Below are 13,715 nucleotides of genomic sequence, written 5' to 3'. Positions count from 1 at the left end.
TTCCCCTCTATACACCCCGATAACTGCATAAATCTTGATGTGTGTGTCTTCGGCTGGTGGGAAGTCTAGGGTGATGTCTTCGTACTTGTCATTGAGTGATACCAGGCGTAAGCGTCCGTTTTCGGTATAGATCTTCTTAAAGTAAGAACGGTCTCCGTATGCGATAACTGCTAGGTCTCCGTTGTAGGTGGTCAGTCCTTTGTCTACTAAATAGAGAATGTCTCCGTCTTGGTAGTCAGGCTGCATGGAGTCTCCGCTGACCTTAGTCGCAATATCGTGATGTGGTGGTTGCTCGTCGACCTCTATAATCTCTCTGTCTGTATCGTCGTACCCAAATCCATAGTTAAATCCAGAAGCTGCTGCCGTCTCAGATACAACCTCAACTTGGTACAAGTCGATAACTTTCTCCGATACTTCGTTTATCTTCGTTTCTTCTTCGTTTTTCTGCTCGTCCAGTTGCCTCTTTGCATAATTCAGGACTTTGGCTTGTCTTGGAGGTTTTAGTTCGTCGTAGATGGTTTGGATTGGGGAAGTGGCTTTATCAACATGACTTGAAAAATCTTCACCGAGTAGCAGGGATTTTTTGATACCAAAAATAGCAGACATCTGCTCTATATTATTCATTAGAGGCTGGTTTCTACCAACTTCCCACGCCGATATAGCAGTAGGAGCCACTGACAGTTTCTTAGCCAATTCCTTTTGAGTAAGTCCAGATAGTTTACGATAGTACTTTATATTTTGAGCCAATGAATCCATTCGCTAACTCCTTTCTTTCCTTTGTTTTATACCCCTATTGTACACTTAAAGTGTAAAAAAGTAAAATTTTTTTAACAAAAAGGCAAAAAACACTTGCAACTACACTTGAAGTGTAGTATGATATAATCAAGCTTAAGGAAATAACAAAACAAACCGGAGGAAAACACCATGAACACATTAAACGAGAAAGCAATCAACATCTTTAAAGCAGTAGCTAAGGAAACTTTAATCCAAGGTACTTACGAGGAAAACTTCCTCTACAGCCAACTTGAAACATTCTGTACTAACTGCCGTCAATTCGCTTTTGGATGGACAGAGTTAGCAGAAGAGATTGAACGTCAAGAGCATTACCTTCTTGATGCTGGTTTCACTCAAGAGGAAATCGATGACATTCGTTTTGATGCAGCATTTGCAGGAATGCTTGATAAAATGAATGTAGCCTGATTGGTATCACCAAGGTTCGAATCCTTGGCAGGTTGTTGCTCTTAGAGCAAAATAAAAAAGGAGGTAAGGCGAATGATGGAACACATCATAAAAAGCCTAGCAACCAAGGACACCACAACCGTCATCTTGGTACTAGGCTTAGTAAACGAAGCTCGTCTTTGGCATAAGCAGTACTTAGCTTACAAGCTCAAAGACAAAGAGCTTAAGAAAAAGTAGAGAAAGGGGCAGAAGCCCCAACCTCTACTTGATAGTGTACCATCATTTGCCGTGAAAAGCAATGGATGAAAATGTTGGATTGATAATCCTAGCAGGATTTGTGATTGTATCTTTTACTATTCGTCAGATAGTGAAGTATCAATGTGATAAAAAAGATAAGGAGTAGGGAATGGAAAGTGTTGAAATTGTTGAATTGATAAAAATTACATTTAAACGAGGGAAAGGGACAGAAGATGACCCGGTTAGAGTTGTAACTCAGTATTGGGACAAAGAAAATGTATTAATCTTTGAGAAAGATTAATTATCTCTTCTTTCGATAGAATTTCGGTAGGAATCAGGTAATAGGTTATATATGTCTAGAATTTTTTTAGGTTGTGTGATTCGATTATCTACAATCAAGTTGATAAAACTTAACAATGATAAAGCTAACTCTTTGTTATCTTTTATGTCTATTTGACCTGGATGTACAGCATTATTCCCTATTACTCTAACACTGTCTAGCATTTGTTGGATTTCTATTGGCATTCCTTTAGAGACAAGACTTCCAATTTGGGTATTTAAATCTTTACCTTGTGCGTTTAAATGAGCAACAAGCTTTTCAATAGCTAGACGGGATAGAGCTGCAGAAGCTCTAGGCGATATATTTAGAACTTCTCCAGCTTCAATATAGATTTCTTTCACATCATCAGGCATATCATTATTAGGTTTAGGTACTCCTTCGGCAACATTTGGGAAAATTAATGTCGACGTTGCATCGCTTGTGTTTAATACTATCCTGGAGCCATACGTTATTTGGATTTCATTTGTTATCCAAATAGAAAATTGATTACAAGCCTGACATTGTGCAATTATAATAAATTTGATAGATTCTTTGTAATCTCTATTGATATCAATAGGATTATAAGTCCATAAATGGGAAGAGAAACCTGAACATACAGGGCATTGAAATGCTTTTGAATTGCCTGCGAAGCGACTGCCTAGGCTTAATTTAGAAAGATCAAATGACATATTTTTTCTCCAATCGTTTTATTTTGATTATACCACATTTGAAAGGGGGTGAGAAAATGAGACCAAGACGATATCCGTATAGTGGGAAAAGAAAAAAGCAATCTGATAGACAGATTGCTAAGTTAAAAAGAGATATTGATGTAAATCGTACAAATATATCATCTTTAAAATTCGTTATAGAAACTTTAAGTAACCATCAGAATTATCGATAACTTGATAACCTTGAGCAGTTGCTTCTTCGATAATTTCAGCTTTAGACATTTCAAAATCAGATAACTGAATTACTGCGCTAGGTTTATCAGTAGTCGACTCTGAAAAATAAGATAATAGAATATTATCGAGATTTTCCCAGGTTAGTTTCTTAACAACGTGGTTTGGCTTATGGCTAAGCTTACTCATTTTTTGAACCTCCTTTCTGCTGAAGTTTTGACTAAAACGGGAGAGATCCTAGTCAAGATATGTTATAACCCAAACACATTTGGTTGTCAACATATTGTATAAGAAAGGATTTAGTGTGCTTGAAAAGCACAACATATGGTGTTTTTTGATGTGGGATAAAATTGAAAAACAATTAAAAATAAAAGGCTGGTCGATGTATCGTTTAGCTAAGGAATCGGGTGTCCATCCATCTAATTTTTCAAATCTGAAGGCTGGTAGGATGAAAGAGATGTCGTGGACGAATATGTGCAAAATCGCTGATGCACTGGAAGTCAGCTTAGACGAATTAAGATAAGGGGGTGAGTGCGTGCAAAAAATTAGCTTAAAAATGGCGAGAATAAAAACAGGAATGACTCAAGAGGAAATCGCTAAAAAATTAGGAGTCTCTAGAAATACATACATGGATTATGAAAGATATGATACACCTATGAGAATAACTACAGCTATAGATTTCTGTCGTATAGTTGATATTCCACTGGATGAAATTTTTTTCGAGAAAAACTACACTTCAAGTGTATAGTTTCTGGGGATTTTTATAAATAGGAGGTGATTTAGTTGAATGGTGATACAAAAAGACGACATCGAAGATTTCCTTGACTTCATAAAAATACCAGTTGTTTTGATTAAAGACAAAGCGTTTTCAGAATTAAGTATGGAAGCAAAAGTTTTGTATTCAATTATGAAAGATAGGCTTAAATTGTCTTTGAAGAATAACTGGATTGATGAAAAAGGAGCATATATTCATTTATCGATTGAAGAGCTACAAAAAGATTATTTTGTTCAGTTATCAAAACCTACAATCATCAAGAGAAAAAAGGAATTAGTTGATTTTGGCTTGATTGAATTAAAAAAGCAATTTAACAAAAGCGACAAGATTTATGTAAATAGGTTATCTAGTTACATAAGTAAAAATTCTTTACCTACGGAAGTAAAAAACTTTGACCACATAAGTAAAAATTCTTTACCTACGGAAGTAAAAAACTTTGATTCTAATCAGAGTTACATTAATCAGAGTTACATAAACAGAATTACTGAACCAGATGGTGCTGGTGCTAATAATCTATACAGTATAGAGGACGCACCCGAAAATGACTTGGGGATTGTTCACGATTGGATTTTTTCAGAGTTTGGCAGATACCCAACACCGTTTGAGATTGAGGATTTGAAATACTTCTTGCAAGACCATAGTAAAGAGGTTATCAAGTTAGCAATCAAGGAATGTGTGGGCAATGGTAAACCTTACTTTAAGTATCTTGAGAGTATTTTGAGAGACTGGAAACAGAAAGGTCTAGTGACTGCTGAGTTGGTAGAGAATAGACAGAGACCGAAGCGGTCAAGTGGGAAGCCAAGCAGTGAGTTAAGATTGTCAGACGACGGTTACAACCCACGACTGGGATTCTAGGAGGGTGCTATGCGAGCAGTATCAAGAGATGAATTGCAGGGTAGATTTTTACAGATTGAAACCTTGAATACCCAATGCCCCAAGCATGAGGGAGTCTATATGTGGCGCTCAGTCAACCCTTGCACGCAGAATGTGCTGACTTATTGCCCTGAATGCGGACAGGAGAAAATCCACAGTCAAGCAGGAGAGCAACTGGCGCAAGCTGAGGCTCAAATTAGAAATACAAGGTCTTACTCTTTGTTTGCTAAGGAGAGTATTATTCCGCCTGATTTGAAGAATGCGACTATCGGCAGCTTTGAGATTCATACAGACCAAGATGCTGAGGCGGTCAATTTCGCTAAACGTGTGACGGTTGACTATGTGAAAGAGCGATATGAAGGGAATACGATTATCAGCGGTCCGCCTGGAGTTGGGAAGAGCCATCTAGCAATTGGAATTGCTAAGACACTGAACGAGAGTTTCCAGAAGTTCCAGTTGAAGCGCTCGGTGGTCTATATTCCCTCCATGGAACTATTCTCACGGATGAAAGACGCTTTTAGATACAAGGATTCCAAGTGGGAAGAAAGACGGACTATCCAGTTCTTGCAGAAAGTGGACTACTTGATTTTGGACGATCTTGGCAAAGAGTCAAGTGTAGGCGATGAAATCAAGCAGGGGAACAACTGGATGCAAAAAGTCCTGTATCAGATACTTGAAAACAGGACGAACACGATTATTACAACCAACTACGGGGGCAATCACTTGGAGAAACTTTACGAGAAAAGCCTCGTAGATAGAATAACGAAAGGAAACATGAAGACCAATGCGTTCAAATTTAGCAATGACACAGAGTCTAGACGCACCTTGTCAGCAAGTGACTATTAAAGAGCGTCAGCAGATTATTGAACAGTTTGAAGAAAAACATTACGGATTGTCTAGCTTGCTGAAAGAGCGGTTGTTGATTACAAGCGACTACCAATTTACAAGAAAGATGAACGAACTACGAGCCTTTGCCAGAAATGGCGGGATTTATACGAGTTAGGAGGTGAGGAAATGAGACCAAGACGATATCCGTATAGTGGGAAAAGAAAAAAGCCTATCAATTTTCAGATAGACTTAGAAAAATTCAAGCGTCTTAGCTATGAAGCCATTCATGATACTTCTCAAGTAACTCAATAGGAGGAAGGAATAAAATGATTCACCATTATATAACTCACTATGCCAGCAATGGGAAAGATTACGCCGAAGCATGGATTCAAATTGATTTTTTGGGAATGTGCTTTTGTGTATGGAAAAAGCGTACAACCATTGAACGATTGTACGCAAACGAAGATTAGACTTTTTTCCAACCGTTGCCTTTAGCAGATGTCGGAGGGAGCCGATCACCTTTTCCGATAGTTGCGGTATGACCATTAGTAACTTTTCCGCCACGAGGTCCTACCTCTACATAGCGACCAGGTTTCTGATTATCTGTTCCAGGTTTTATTGGAGTATTTGCCATACTATCTCCTCCTTTCTATTGGAATTTTGACTAAAACGGTGAGAGGTCCTAGTCAAGAGTATTATAGCAATTTAGGAGGATATTACATCAGTCTTGAGGCTGATATAGGAGTCTGAATGGAAGATAAAATCATCGAACTTGCTGATTACTTCATCAGCGAGAACACAACGTACAGAGAAGCTAAAATAGCGTGTGAGAAGCTATTTAGACAAGTCAGCCATGAGATAGAACTCAGGGCAATGGAAAGTAGGACAGTATGAAAGAAGCAGTAAAGGAATTTCTAAAATTCAGGAGCCGATTTACAAAAATAGAATGGTTTGAAATTAACCAAGCTATCGAAGCTCGTTTAAATCAAAAAGCCGACCAGTTGAAACTGGACGACTTAGATTTAGAAATCATTTCTAGCAGACTAGAAAAAGTTATCTAGAAACGATTTGAATGAACATTGGATGGATACGATAGTCAGCGCCACGATAGTGAATGTAGATATAATCCTGATGGTACATCGAGTTTGCTTCAGGTTTAGAAATTGGTGAGTAGAGTTCTGCATTTTCTTCCCACCAAATGTAAGGACTAGCCATATTTGGTCCCATTACACAATCGTCGTCGGCTGATAGGTTCACCCAATTTCCGCAAAGACATGCGTGAATTTCAGTCATAATATTACCTCCTTTCTGGTTTCATTATAGCAGAAAAGGAGATAGCAAAAAAGCACCTGACGGCAATCAGGCGCATGACAAAATTATTCAAGAAAATTATACCACGAAAGGAGCAAAAATGGAAACAGTTCAAATCGTGAGAATTAAAGACGTGATCATCGAGAAGATTTCTGCAAACGATGAAGAACTAGAGCACATCTTTGGATGTTCAAAACGACAAGCGGGAGATATGAGGCGAGAGATGAAAAAATTACCTAGTCAACAAAAATACCTTAGAAACGATGGTCAGCTTGTCACAATCAAAGGTTTTGATGCTTATCTGCAATATCGAGGCAGTCAATCATGGAAGAAAGAAATGTCTAAAACCGTTAAGATGACACGATAGCAGAATAATAACTACTAACTTTACAACAAACTACTACTAATCTAAATAAAAGAAAGGGATAACTGAGTTATCCACAGGAGAAAAACAATGATTAACAAAGACCAAATTATCAAAGCGCAACAGGAAAAAATTGAACGCATTGAACAGTTACAAAAAAAGCTACATAAATTATCTACGCTTGGATTGCTAACTACAAAACTTTTGGGGCTACCTAATGAGTTAGAAAAGCCGTTGAAAGTAACCCACGACATCTCACATGTCATCAAGGATGTATTGGATGGCATGAGCCCAAGTGAGGCGATTAAGCAGAATATGGCAGAAGAAGATGATGAAGAGGAAGAATAATGTTTGAACCACCATTAGTTAGCCAGCTTTTAGGAACTGGTGCAGTGATTTTAGGATTTATCGGTGCAGGGCTTCTAGCTCATCAGATGGATAAGCAGGAAGAGGAGAAAATCCGCCAGAAGGAAGAAGAAAGACGAGAAGAGCAAGAATTTGCGTCTATGATTATCCAAGGTTACAACCAAGCATACGAACGTGGTAGAGAGGCACAGCGACAAGAAATCCGCAAGAATATCCGCAGAGAGTTCAAAGGCTTCACCTACGACAACGAACCGCCTCAAGGATTGCGCCCTGAGCCTCTAGCCTTGCCAGAACCACGAAGATCACGCTATGAAAAGTATTTGGGGTAGAGCAAAGGAGACGCTAATGACTAGAATTGAACTTGAAAACCGTGTATGGCTTTTGGCCAATCATGAAGAAAAAAACGAGTGCTGGAACTTGGGCTAACATCAAAGGCTAGATATGTGAAACGAGTGCTGGAACTTGGAAAGGTGTATGCTCATGTTTGATTACGACAGAGATATAATGCAACCGCCTGAAGAACGTGAGGAACTTGACCCAAGCCAGTACATCTATGTTGGCTGTGGGCAGTATCGATACGTGGGGGATGAAGTATGATTCAGGAGCTACACGAAGAAATCGATAAATGGCGAGCTAAATATATGCATCTCGGAATTGAACTCGGAGAAATCATCAACGACCAACAGGATATTATTTTGAAATTGCAAAACGAAAATAGACACTTAAAACGTGAAAATTGGAATTTGAAGAAGACGAAAGGTAGAAAGAAATGGCAAGTTTAACTTTCCCAGAGTTGCAACAAAAAATGCAATTAGAAAAAAAGAAATCAAAAGATGTAAAGTACGCATTTAGAAATGCCGAGGACATCTATACAACTTTCAAAGAGCTAAAAAGCGATTGGTCTGTAATCGTAACTGATGAACTCGTTGAGCTTGTTGGAAAAATCTTTGTAAAAGCAACAGCCGTAGCTTTTAATGACGAGAGAGACGAGAGGTACCAATCAACAGCGTACGCTGAAATGAGTCCAGTTCCAGTATTTAATACCCAAAAAGGACAGATTAAACAAATGCAAGATCCGCAATGGACAGGCGCAGTCAGCTCATACGCTCGAAAATATGCCTTACAGGGGTTGTTTGCGATTGGTGAAAAAGATATTGATGAGTATCCAGTAGAAGAAAGCCAAGAACAAGGGCAGAATAATCAGCAACAGAAACCAAACAATCAGCAAGCCCAAGAACAAAATCAAGTAAGGTACATTGACAACATTCAGTATCAAGAAATCATCAAGAACGTTGAAGAAATTGCGACGATTAAGGGAGCGCCATTTGATACAGTTGCAAATTTTGTATTGAACAAGTATCAAATAGACGATTTCCACAAAGTACCAGTTGATGGCTATAACATAGTGATAGACTATCTCACTAAACAAATTCAAAAAGCATACGAAAAACAAGGAGTATAAGACATGGTAAAAGATGTAACTAATAGCTTGACAGAAATTAAGGTAGATTTCCAACCAGCAGTAATCAATGTTGATTATGATAGCGTTGAGAAACAACTTGCAGCAATCGTTGCACAGTACACGGATTATGAGGTGACGGCATCCACTTATAAGATTGATTATGATGAGCGTACACGCCTTAATAAATTAAAAGAGGCGTTGGAAACTCGGCGTAAGGAAATCAAAAATAACATCAATAATCCATACAAGGAATTTGAGAAGTGGTATAAGAAAACAGTTGAGCCATTGGATAATGTTATCTCAAACATCACAGCAGGACTTAATGTGATTGATGAACATGAACGATTGATGCGCGTGGATGTCGTGCGTGCCATATTTGAGGATAAGTGTATGGTTGCAGGGATTGAAAAATCCACATTCGCTGACAAATACGATGAGTACAGCCTCAAGAAATATTTTAAAACAGGTAAGTACGAACTGAAAAAGACAACACTTGATGAAATGGATGCCTTAGTGCTTTCAGAATTTGATGCCCTGGAAGAATATAAGGCCAACAAGCAAGCTATCCAAGAGCAAGCTCAAGAGTACGATTTGCCAGCTGATAGCTATATCAGACATCTTGAAGATGGTAAGAGCCTTGTTGGTGTTTTCAAGATGATGAAAACTGATCGTGATGCTGAGATTGCACGCAAAGAGCAGAAAGAGGCTCAAGAAAAAGCAGAAGCTGAACGACTTGCAGAGATTGAACAATTGGCCAAAGAAAATGCAAATGCGCATATCAAGGCTTACGATGCTGAAACAGGCGAGATTTTGGAGCAGGGTATAATTACACCAGAACCTCAAAATAATGCGCGAGAGGTGGCAAAATTTGAACCTAGCGAGCCTTTAACAATTGACTTGCGTTTGACATTGCATGGTGGTTTAGAACAGTGGGAAAATACACAAGAATATTTTGAGGATAACTTTATCGGTTTTGAATCTTTGGAGGATTAAGTAGAATAAGGAGTCAGACCTATGAGATGTTTTTATGTCAGCGGTAAAATTGCAGATCTTGATTTGGGGTCAGAAATCAATGCAGAAAATTCATTTATGGCCGCTATTGAGTTTGTGAAACGATATACCAGCTTATTAAAGTTTGGTTCAAATGAAATCAAGGTATCAGAAGTAGAGGAGGTGCAAAATGATAAATAACGTTGTTTTAGTAGGGCGGCTTACAAGAGATGCCGATCTAAAATATACGCAATCCAATATTGCGGTTGCTACGTTTACTCTTGCAGTAAATCGCACATTTAAAAGCGAGAATGGAGAGCGTGAAGCTGATTTTATCAATTGCGTTATGTGGCGCAAGCAGGCTGAAAATCTTGCTAACTGGGCTAAGAAAGGCGCTTTGATTGGAATCACTGGACGCATTCAGACTCGGACTTATGATAACCAACAAGGACAACGTGTCTATGTGACAGAAGTGGTTGCTGAGAATTTCCAGCTGATGGAATTTAAGAAAGATGGTAGTCAACCAGTAGTTGATAACCACGACCAGCAAGCACCTAATTTTGCGAGAAATTCAAATCCGATGGATATTTCGGATGATGATTTGCCATTTTAAATAGGTGTTTCTATGAATAGACTAAAAGAATTAAGACAAGAAAAAAAGCTATCTCAAAAGGAAATAGCAAAAGAAATGAGCATATCAGAAAAGACTCTATCACGCTGGGAAAACGGAGAAAGCCAAATCAAACCAGAAAAAGCCCAACAACTTGCTGACTACTTCGGCGTAAGCGTTGGATATCTGTTGGGGTATGAAAGCAACCCATTGGAACGACTGAAAAGCTTAGTTGATGAATTAAAGGAGCACAAGGACTTGTTAGGAGTTCTGGATTGGTACACAGCTTTTGATTTAGCTAATGACATTCTTGCAATAGCAAGCGTGGAAAAAGCTAGATGGCTAGGGAGGTTGAATGCAGGAGAGATTGATTCTTAAATTTGAGTTGAACAGGAAGCAGATGATTAACTCAAATGATAGACCGCACTTTCATCAAAAGGCTAAAACAACTAAGTTCTTACGGCAGTTAGCCGAATACGAGGGCAAGAATGTACTGAGAGATTACTTTGGCTTACCTTACAGCGAGGACAAACCTTGCAAGGTTAAGGTTCGGATATATCCTCCGACAAATCGGAAGTATGACCCACCGAACTGGTCGCCCACAAGCAAGGCTTTGTTTGATGGTTTGACGGACGCTAAGATTTGGACAGATGATAATTACAACGTGATAGTATCGACTGAGTTCATGCACGGTGGCAAGTCCGGAAATAAGAATTATAGGATTGAGCTGGAGATTTACGAATATCACGAGATATTGCAGAGGATAGTTGATGGGATTTGATAGGAGGATAGAAATATGATTGGAGTAACCTATCAGGAAATTCATCTCTTTGTTGAGTTTTTGAAAAAGCAGTATGGGCAAGGGCGTCCAGACTATATTGAAGCCCTGAACGACTTAGACGGTATGGTGGAAGTCTCCTATAGAGAAGCTATTGAAAGATTTTTAGACGATGAAGTACGATAAACAGGTAGTAATCGAAGGACTGAAACGCACAATTGAGCAAAATGAAGAGAAGATAATCGAGTATTCGAAACCGTGCGATGCACGCAAGAGACGGATTAGAGCGCTGGAGCGCGATTTGTTGAAGAAAAAGAATAAAGAATTGAGGAAAAAAGTGGAGGAGTTGGAAGATGAAAGTACAGCGATTAATTGAGAAATATAAAAAACTTGAGGGTGTATGGAATGCTGAAGGAGCAGAACTAGCTCGTCAAATTTTTCTGCAAGACTTGGAACAACTAGATAAACCGCAACCAGTCAAAGTTAAGAAGTTTGTGGCTGAATGGATTGAGGAAGCTAGAAAAGCTTGTAAAGTGGCAGAATTATTCGAATTTGATTTCACGAACGATGAAGTTAGGAAATGGTTTATGCAAGAAAGACCATTTGATTTAGTTGCTCGTGCATGGCTTGACGGCTACGAGGTCGAGGAAGAGAAGCGGTATATTGTTAGTCTGAATAATGGGCAACCTTTGACTAAAACGCAATCAGGGAAGGTTCTTTATTTTAACCAAAATATAATTACTGGAAATTATAAATTCACCCGCAAAGAACTTGAAGAAGCTGGTTTCGGCTGGGTGTTCGATTGTGAGGGTGTTGAAGTTGAGGAGGTGGAATAATGGGAGATATACGAATACTAGACGCTTGTTGTGGCAGTCGTATGTTTTGGTTTGATAAAAATGAGAGTCATACAACTTTCATGGACATCAGACAAGAAAAATTTGAAATACATGGGAAAAAGGTAAACGTAAACCCTGACGTTGTCGGAGATTTTCGTGATATGCCATTCGATGATGAAACATTTAATCTAGTAGTATTCGATCCGCCACATTTGAAATGGGTAGGTCAAAACTCAATTATGCGATCACAATATGGCGAGCTGGATAAAGTTACCTGGCCGGAAGATTTAGCCAAGGGTTTTGAAGAATGCATGAGAGTTCTAAAAGTTGGAGGTACTCTAGTTTTTAAATGGTCTGATTGTCAAATCAACGTTAAAGAGGTTCTTAAATCTGTACCTTTTAAACCATTGTTTGGACAACAAAGAGGTACTACGCATTGGATGACGTTTATGAAATTTGAGGAGGTCACAGATTGAAACGATTCATAGCAATCTGGATTCTGGTATCTGCTGGACTAAACATCTGGCAGATGGACAGGATTCGAGATTTGGAAGAGAAGAAGCCGCTGGTTATCTATAAGGCGGATAACGCAGGCGCTGAGATTTTTGGTAAGGTCGTCGAGAAGGGGCGGCACGGCAAGTTATACACGCTTACTATTCGTGACTACGGCATTTTCGTAGTTACTAAGGACGTGTATGAGAAGATTAGAGTAGGGGATGAGGTACTACTATGAACATACTAGAAAAAGTCAAACAATGGTTTATTGACCGTGATTTAGAAAACGGTGGACGACTAGACAAGCAGTCATTAAAACTTAGCGAAGAGTTCGGTGAGTTGTGCGCAGGCTATCTCAAGAAGAATGAGAAGCTGACCAAGGATAGCATTGGAGATTGCGCAGTCGTGATTGTCGGTCTGGGATTGTTGAGCAAAGTGGATTTGGATAGTATTTTTGAAGAGTCGAAGAATGTTAGAAAGAACGATATTATGACATCATTCGCGTACGCAAATACATGTATTAGCAACATTCAAACAGAACAACATCTGAAACTTATGACCTTACGTATAAAATCATTGACTCTATTGATTGGTCATCTAAAATCAATCAGCAAGTCGCTAGGTTATGATTTTGAAGAGTGTTTTGAACTGGCATACCAAGAAATCAAAGATCGCAAGGGGCGTTGGATTGATGGCAGCTTTGTGAAGGAGGAGGATTTGGCATGACACCAAAATTTAGAGTGTGGGATAGCGTAGAAAAGAAATTCGTAGAACATTTTTTTATCACAGATAACGGCTTGATTTGCAACATGGAAAAACCAACATCGGACTCCAAACTTCTTATTCCTATCGAAAAGTCAGAATTGATCCTCATGCAATCAACAGGACTCAAGGATAAGAACGGGGTGGAGATTTTCGAGGAGGATGTGGTTTCTAGGAATAGTGGAATGCCCAGCGTAGTCAAATTTGGTAAATGGATTTATGAGGAAGATTTTGGATATAAAATAAAAAATATCGGGTTTCACCTTAATTCTAGTTATGATGATGAATGGTTTCAAGCTATGGACTATGAAGATATTCGCAAGAATTATGAAGTCATTGGCAATATCTACGAAAACCCAGAACTTTTGGAGGATAAGGAATGAACCCAGAAATAATTGACAATATAAACAAACCAAGCCACTACCAAGGTGCAAACGGTCTTGAGGCTATCGATGTTGTGCATAACTTCGTTGGGAGCCTTTCCGGAGCGTCTGCTTTCTTTTGGGGCAACGCAATCAAGTATATGCTACGGTTTCAAAAGAAAAACGGTCTGGAAGACCTGAAGAAAGCACGTAAGAACCTTGATTGGTTGATTGAGGAATTAGAGAAGAACTAAAAAAGCCCAATCCAT

Annotated in this window: 32 protein-coding genes and 1 pseudogene; 28 read left to right on the top strand and 5 right to left on the bottom strand. The window is 38.9% G+C overall.

Annotated features, from left to right (window positions below):
• Positions 1–756, bottom strand: a 756-nt coding sequence (locus B4W83_RS11300; RefSeq protein WP_083022293.1) for a S24 family peptidase, incomplete at its 3' end; no start/stop codon positions are given.
• Between the two features lie 168 nt (positions 757–924).
• On the opposite strand from B4W83_RS11300, the gene B4W83_RS11295 reads away from it, so the two are divergent.
• The 3 genes from B4W83_RS11295 to B4W83_RS13730 all read left to right on the top strand — a co-directional run bounded on the left by B4W83_RS11295 (position 925) and on the right by B4W83_RS13730 (position 1,717).
• Positions 925–1,200, top strand: coding sequence for a hypothetical protein (locus B4W83_RS11295; protein WP_001094378.1), 276 nt, complete (start codon positions 925–927; stop codon positions 1,198–1,200).
• Between the two features lie 72 nt (positions 1,201–1,272).
• Positions 1,273–1,416, top strand: coding sequence for a hypothetical protein (locus B4W83_RS13060; protein ID WP_000969964.1), 144 nt, complete (start codon positions 1,273–1,275; stop codon positions 1,414–1,416).
• 169 nt (positions 1,417–1,585) lie between these two features.
• Positions 1,586–1,717 carry a hypothetical protein gene (locus B4W83_RS13730; RefSeq protein WP_000446473.1) on the top strand — a complete coding sequence of 44 codons (132 nt, stop codon included), beginning with the start codon at positions 1,586–1,588 and terminating at the stop codon, positions 1,715–1,717.
• On the opposite strand, the gene B4W83_RS11285 is transcribed toward B4W83_RS13730, so the two are convergent.
• On the bottom strand, positions 1,714–2,424 hold the full coding sequence (locus B4W83_RS11285; protein ID WP_000006951.1) for a DUF4145 domain-containing protein: 711 nt from the start codon (positions 2,422–2,424) through the stop codon (positions 1,714–1,716). The two genes, B4W83_RS13730 and B4W83_RS11285, sit on opposite strands and share 4 nt — an antisense overlap.
• 174 nt (positions 2,425–2,598) lie before the next feature.
• A complete protein-coding gene (locus B4W83_RS11280) occupies positions 2,599–2,823 on the bottom strand; it encodes a hypothetical protein (RefSeq protein ID WP_000040990.1) in 225 nt (74 codons plus the stop codon).
• A gap of 148 nt (positions 2,824–2,971) precedes the next feature.
• Between B4W83_RS11280 and B4W83_RS11275 the strand changes: the two genes are divergently transcribed.
• Genes B4W83_RS11275 through B4W83_RS13055 form a run of 5 tightly spaced genes read left to right on the top strand, consistent with a single transcriptional unit; the run spans position 2,972 to position 5,285 of the window.
• Positions 2,972–3,157 carry a helix-turn-helix domain-containing protein gene (locus B4W83_RS11275; RefSeq protein ID WP_000263488.1) on the top strand — a complete coding sequence of 62 codons (186 nt, stop codon included), beginning with the start codon at positions 2,972–2,974 and terminating at the stop codon, positions 3,155–3,157.
• A 12-nt stretch (positions 3,158–3,169) separates the two neighbouring features.
• Positions 3,170–3,382 carry a helix-turn-helix transcriptional regulator gene (locus B4W83_RS11270; RefSeq protein WP_001169631.1) on the top strand — a complete coding sequence of 71 codons (213 nt, stop codon included), beginning with the start codon at positions 3,170–3,172 and terminating at the stop codon, positions 3,380–3,382.
• Between the two features lie 39 nt (positions 3,383–3,421).
• On the top strand, positions 3,422–4,264 hold the full coding sequence (locus B4W83_RS11265) for a replication initiator protein A (RefSeq protein WP_000236631.1): 843 nt from the start codon (positions 3,422–3,424) through the stop codon (positions 4,262–4,264).
• Between the two features lie 9 nt (positions 4,265–4,273).
• Positions 4,274–5,128 (top strand): ATP-binding protein, encoded by an 855-nt coding sequence (locus B4W83_RS11260; protein ID WP_001203053.1) that lies wholly within the window; start codon positions 4,274–4,276, stop codon positions 5,126–5,128.
• Positions 5,085–5,285: a hypothetical protein gene (locus B4W83_RS13055; protein WP_138700894.1), complete on the top strand. Its 201-nt coding sequence runs from the start codon at positions 5,085–5,087 to the stop codon at positions 5,283–5,285. Before B4W83_RS11260 ends, B4W83_RS13055 begins: the two co-directional genes overlap by 44 nt.
• A 291-nt stretch (positions 5,286–5,576) precedes the next feature.
• Here B4W83_RS13055 and B4W83_RS11255 read toward each other — a convergent pair whose 3' ends face one another.
• On the bottom strand, positions 5,577–5,744 hold the full coding sequence (locus B4W83_RS11255) for a YjzC family protein (RefSeq protein WP_000024181.1): 168 nt from the start codon (positions 5,742–5,744) through the stop codon (positions 5,577–5,579).
• Positions 5,745–5,860: 116 nt separating this feature from the next.
• Here B4W83_RS11255 and B4W83_RS13050 point away from each other — a divergent pair, with 116 nt between their 5' ends.
• Positions 5,861–6,004 (top strand): hypothetical protein, encoded by a 144-nt coding sequence (locus B4W83_RS13050; protein WP_000389579.1) that lies wholly within the window; start codon positions 5,861–5,863, stop codon positions 6,002–6,004.
• Positions 6,001–6,171: a hypothetical protein gene (locus B4W83_RS13045; protein ID WP_000656630.1), complete on the top strand. Its 171-nt coding sequence runs from the start codon at positions 6,001–6,003 to the stop codon at positions 6,169–6,171. The genes B4W83_RS13050 and B4W83_RS13045 overlap by 4 nt, the downstream gene beginning before the upstream one ends.
• Here B4W83_RS13045 and B4W83_RS11250 read toward each other — a convergent pair.
• The gene (locus tag B4W83_RS11250; protein WP_237701456.1) at positions 6,164–6,325 is read right to left on the bottom strand and encodes a hypothetical protein; all 162 of its coding nucleotides are present in this window, start codon (positions 6,323–6,325) and stop codon (positions 6,164–6,166) included. The two genes, B4W83_RS13045 and B4W83_RS11250, sit on opposite strands and share 8 nt — an antisense overlap.
• A 196-nt stretch (positions 6,326–6,521) precedes the next feature.
• Here B4W83_RS11250 and B4W83_RS11245 point away from each other — a divergent pair, with 196 nt between their 5' ends.
• The 18 genes and pseudogenes from B4W83_RS11245 to B4W83_RS11165 all read left to right on the top strand — a co-directional run bounded on the left by B4W83_RS11245 (position 6,522) and on the right by B4W83_RS11165 (position 13,700).
• Positions 6,522–6,788: a hypothetical protein gene (locus tag B4W83_RS11245; RefSeq protein WP_000450963.1), complete on the top strand. Its 267-nt coding sequence runs from the start codon at positions 6,522–6,524 to the stop codon at positions 6,786–6,788.
• 87 nt (positions 6,789–6,875) lie between these two features.
• On the top strand, positions 6,876–7,133 hold the full coding sequence (locus B4W83_RS11240; RefSeq protein WP_000608473.1) for a hypothetical protein: 258 nt from the start codon (positions 6,876–6,878) through the stop codon (positions 7,131–7,133).
• Positions 7,133–7,480 (top strand): hypothetical protein, encoded by a 348-nt coding sequence (locus B4W83_RS11235; RefSeq protein ID WP_000462836.1) that lies wholly within the window; start codon positions 7,133–7,135, stop codon positions 7,478–7,480. Before B4W83_RS11240 ends, B4W83_RS11235 begins: the two co-directional genes overlap by 1 nt.
• A 264-nt stretch (positions 7,481–7,744) precedes the next feature.
• Positions 7,745–7,933 (top strand): hypothetical protein, encoded by a 189-nt coding sequence (locus B4W83_RS11230; protein WP_000613911.1) that lies wholly within the window; start codon positions 7,745–7,747, stop codon positions 7,931–7,933.
• Positions 7,921–8,613 carry an ERF family protein gene (locus tag B4W83_RS11225; protein WP_000157762.1) on the top strand — a complete coding sequence of 231 codons (693 nt, stop codon included), beginning with the start codon at positions 7,921–7,923 and terminating at the stop codon, positions 8,611–8,613. The genes B4W83_RS11230 and B4W83_RS11225 overlap by 13 nt, the downstream gene beginning before the upstream one ends.
• 3 nt (positions 8,614–8,616) lie before the next feature.
• Entirely contained in the window at positions 8,617–9,606 is a 990-nt protein-coding gene (locus tag B4W83_RS11220; RefSeq protein ID WP_000237814.1) for a DUF1351 domain-containing protein, read from the top strand.
• A 21-nt stretch (positions 9,607–9,627) separates the two neighbouring features.
• A complete protein-coding gene (locus B4W83_RS13040) occupies positions 9,628–9,804 on the top strand; it encodes a hypothetical protein (protein ID WP_001203351.1) in 177 nt (58 codons plus the stop codon).
• A complete protein-coding gene (gene ssb, locus B4W83_RS11215) occupies positions 9,794–10,216 on the top strand; it encodes a single-stranded DNA-binding protein (protein ID WP_000609574.1) in 423 nt (140 codons plus the stop codon). Before B4W83_RS13040 ends, ssb begins: the two co-directional genes overlap by 11 nt.
• A gap of 12 nt (positions 10,217–10,228) precedes the next feature.
• Positions 10,229–10,432, top strand: a pseudogene (locus B4W83_RS13575) (helix-turn-helix domain-containing protein); the annotation flags it as partial.
• 148 nt (positions 10,433–10,580) lie between these two features.
• The gene (locus tag B4W83_RS11205; RefSeq protein ID WP_138699295.1) at positions 10,581–10,994 is read left to right on the top strand and encodes a RusA family crossover junction endodeoxyribonuclease; all 414 of its coding nucleotides are present in this window, start codon (positions 10,581–10,583) and stop codon (positions 10,992–10,994) included.
• 15 nt (positions 10,995–11,009) lie between these two features.
• Positions 11,010–11,177, top strand: coding sequence for a hypothetical protein (locus B4W83_RS13035; protein ID WP_078929772.1), 168 nt, complete (start codon positions 11,010–11,012; stop codon positions 11,175–11,177).
• Positions 11,164–11,367, top strand: coding sequence for a hypothetical protein (locus tag B4W83_RS11195; RefSeq protein WP_050222898.1), 204 nt, complete (start codon positions 11,164–11,166; stop codon positions 11,365–11,367). The genes B4W83_RS13035 and B4W83_RS11195 overlap by 14 nt, the downstream gene beginning before the upstream one ends.
• The gene (locus tag B4W83_RS11190; protein WP_050222899.1) at positions 11,345–11,827 is read left to right on the top strand and encodes a DUF1642 domain-containing protein; all 483 of its coding nucleotides are present in this window, start codon (positions 11,345–11,347) and stop codon (positions 11,825–11,827) included. The genes B4W83_RS11195 and B4W83_RS11190 overlap by 23 nt, the downstream gene beginning before the upstream one ends.
• Positions 11,827–12,303 (top strand): class I SAM-dependent methyltransferase, encoded by a 477-nt coding sequence (locus tag B4W83_RS11185; RefSeq protein WP_000502465.1) that lies wholly within the window; start codon positions 11,827–11,829, stop codon positions 12,301–12,303. Before B4W83_RS11190 ends, B4W83_RS11185 begins: the two co-directional genes overlap by 1 nt.
• Positions 12,300–12,560 (top strand): DUF1372 family protein, encoded by a 261-nt coding sequence (locus B4W83_RS11180; RefSeq protein ID WP_000819334.1) that lies wholly within the window; start codon positions 12,300–12,302, stop codon positions 12,558–12,560. Before B4W83_RS11185 ends, B4W83_RS11180 begins: the two co-directional genes overlap by 4 nt.
• Entirely contained in the window at positions 12,557–13,048 is a 492-nt protein-coding gene (locus B4W83_RS11175) for a MazG-like family protein (RefSeq protein WP_001022916.1), read from the top strand. The genes B4W83_RS11180 and B4W83_RS11175 overlap by 4 nt, the downstream gene beginning before the upstream one ends.
• Positions 13,045–13,467 carry a YopX family protein gene (locus B4W83_RS11170; RefSeq protein WP_000187974.1) on the top strand — a complete coding sequence of 141 codons (423 nt, stop codon included), beginning with the start codon at positions 13,045–13,047 and terminating at the stop codon, positions 13,465–13,467. Before B4W83_RS11175 ends, B4W83_RS11170 begins: the two co-directional genes overlap by 4 nt.
• Entirely contained in the window at positions 13,464–13,700 is a 237-nt protein-coding gene (locus B4W83_RS11165) for a DUF3310 domain-containing protein (protein ID WP_001067625.1), read from the top strand. The genes B4W83_RS11170 and B4W83_RS11165 overlap by 4 nt, the downstream gene beginning before the upstream one ends.
• Positions 13,701–13,715 lie beyond the last annotated feature (15 nt).

The sequence above is a fragment of the Streptococcus pseudopneumoniae ATCC BAA-960 = CCUG 49455 genome (assembly GCF_002087075.1).
In the GTDB taxonomy this organism is placed as follows: Bacteria; Bacillota; Bacilli; order Lactobacillales; family Streptococcaceae; genus Streptococcus; species Streptococcus pseudopneumoniae.
This window is presented reverse-complemented; position numbering and strand designations above follow the sequence as displayed.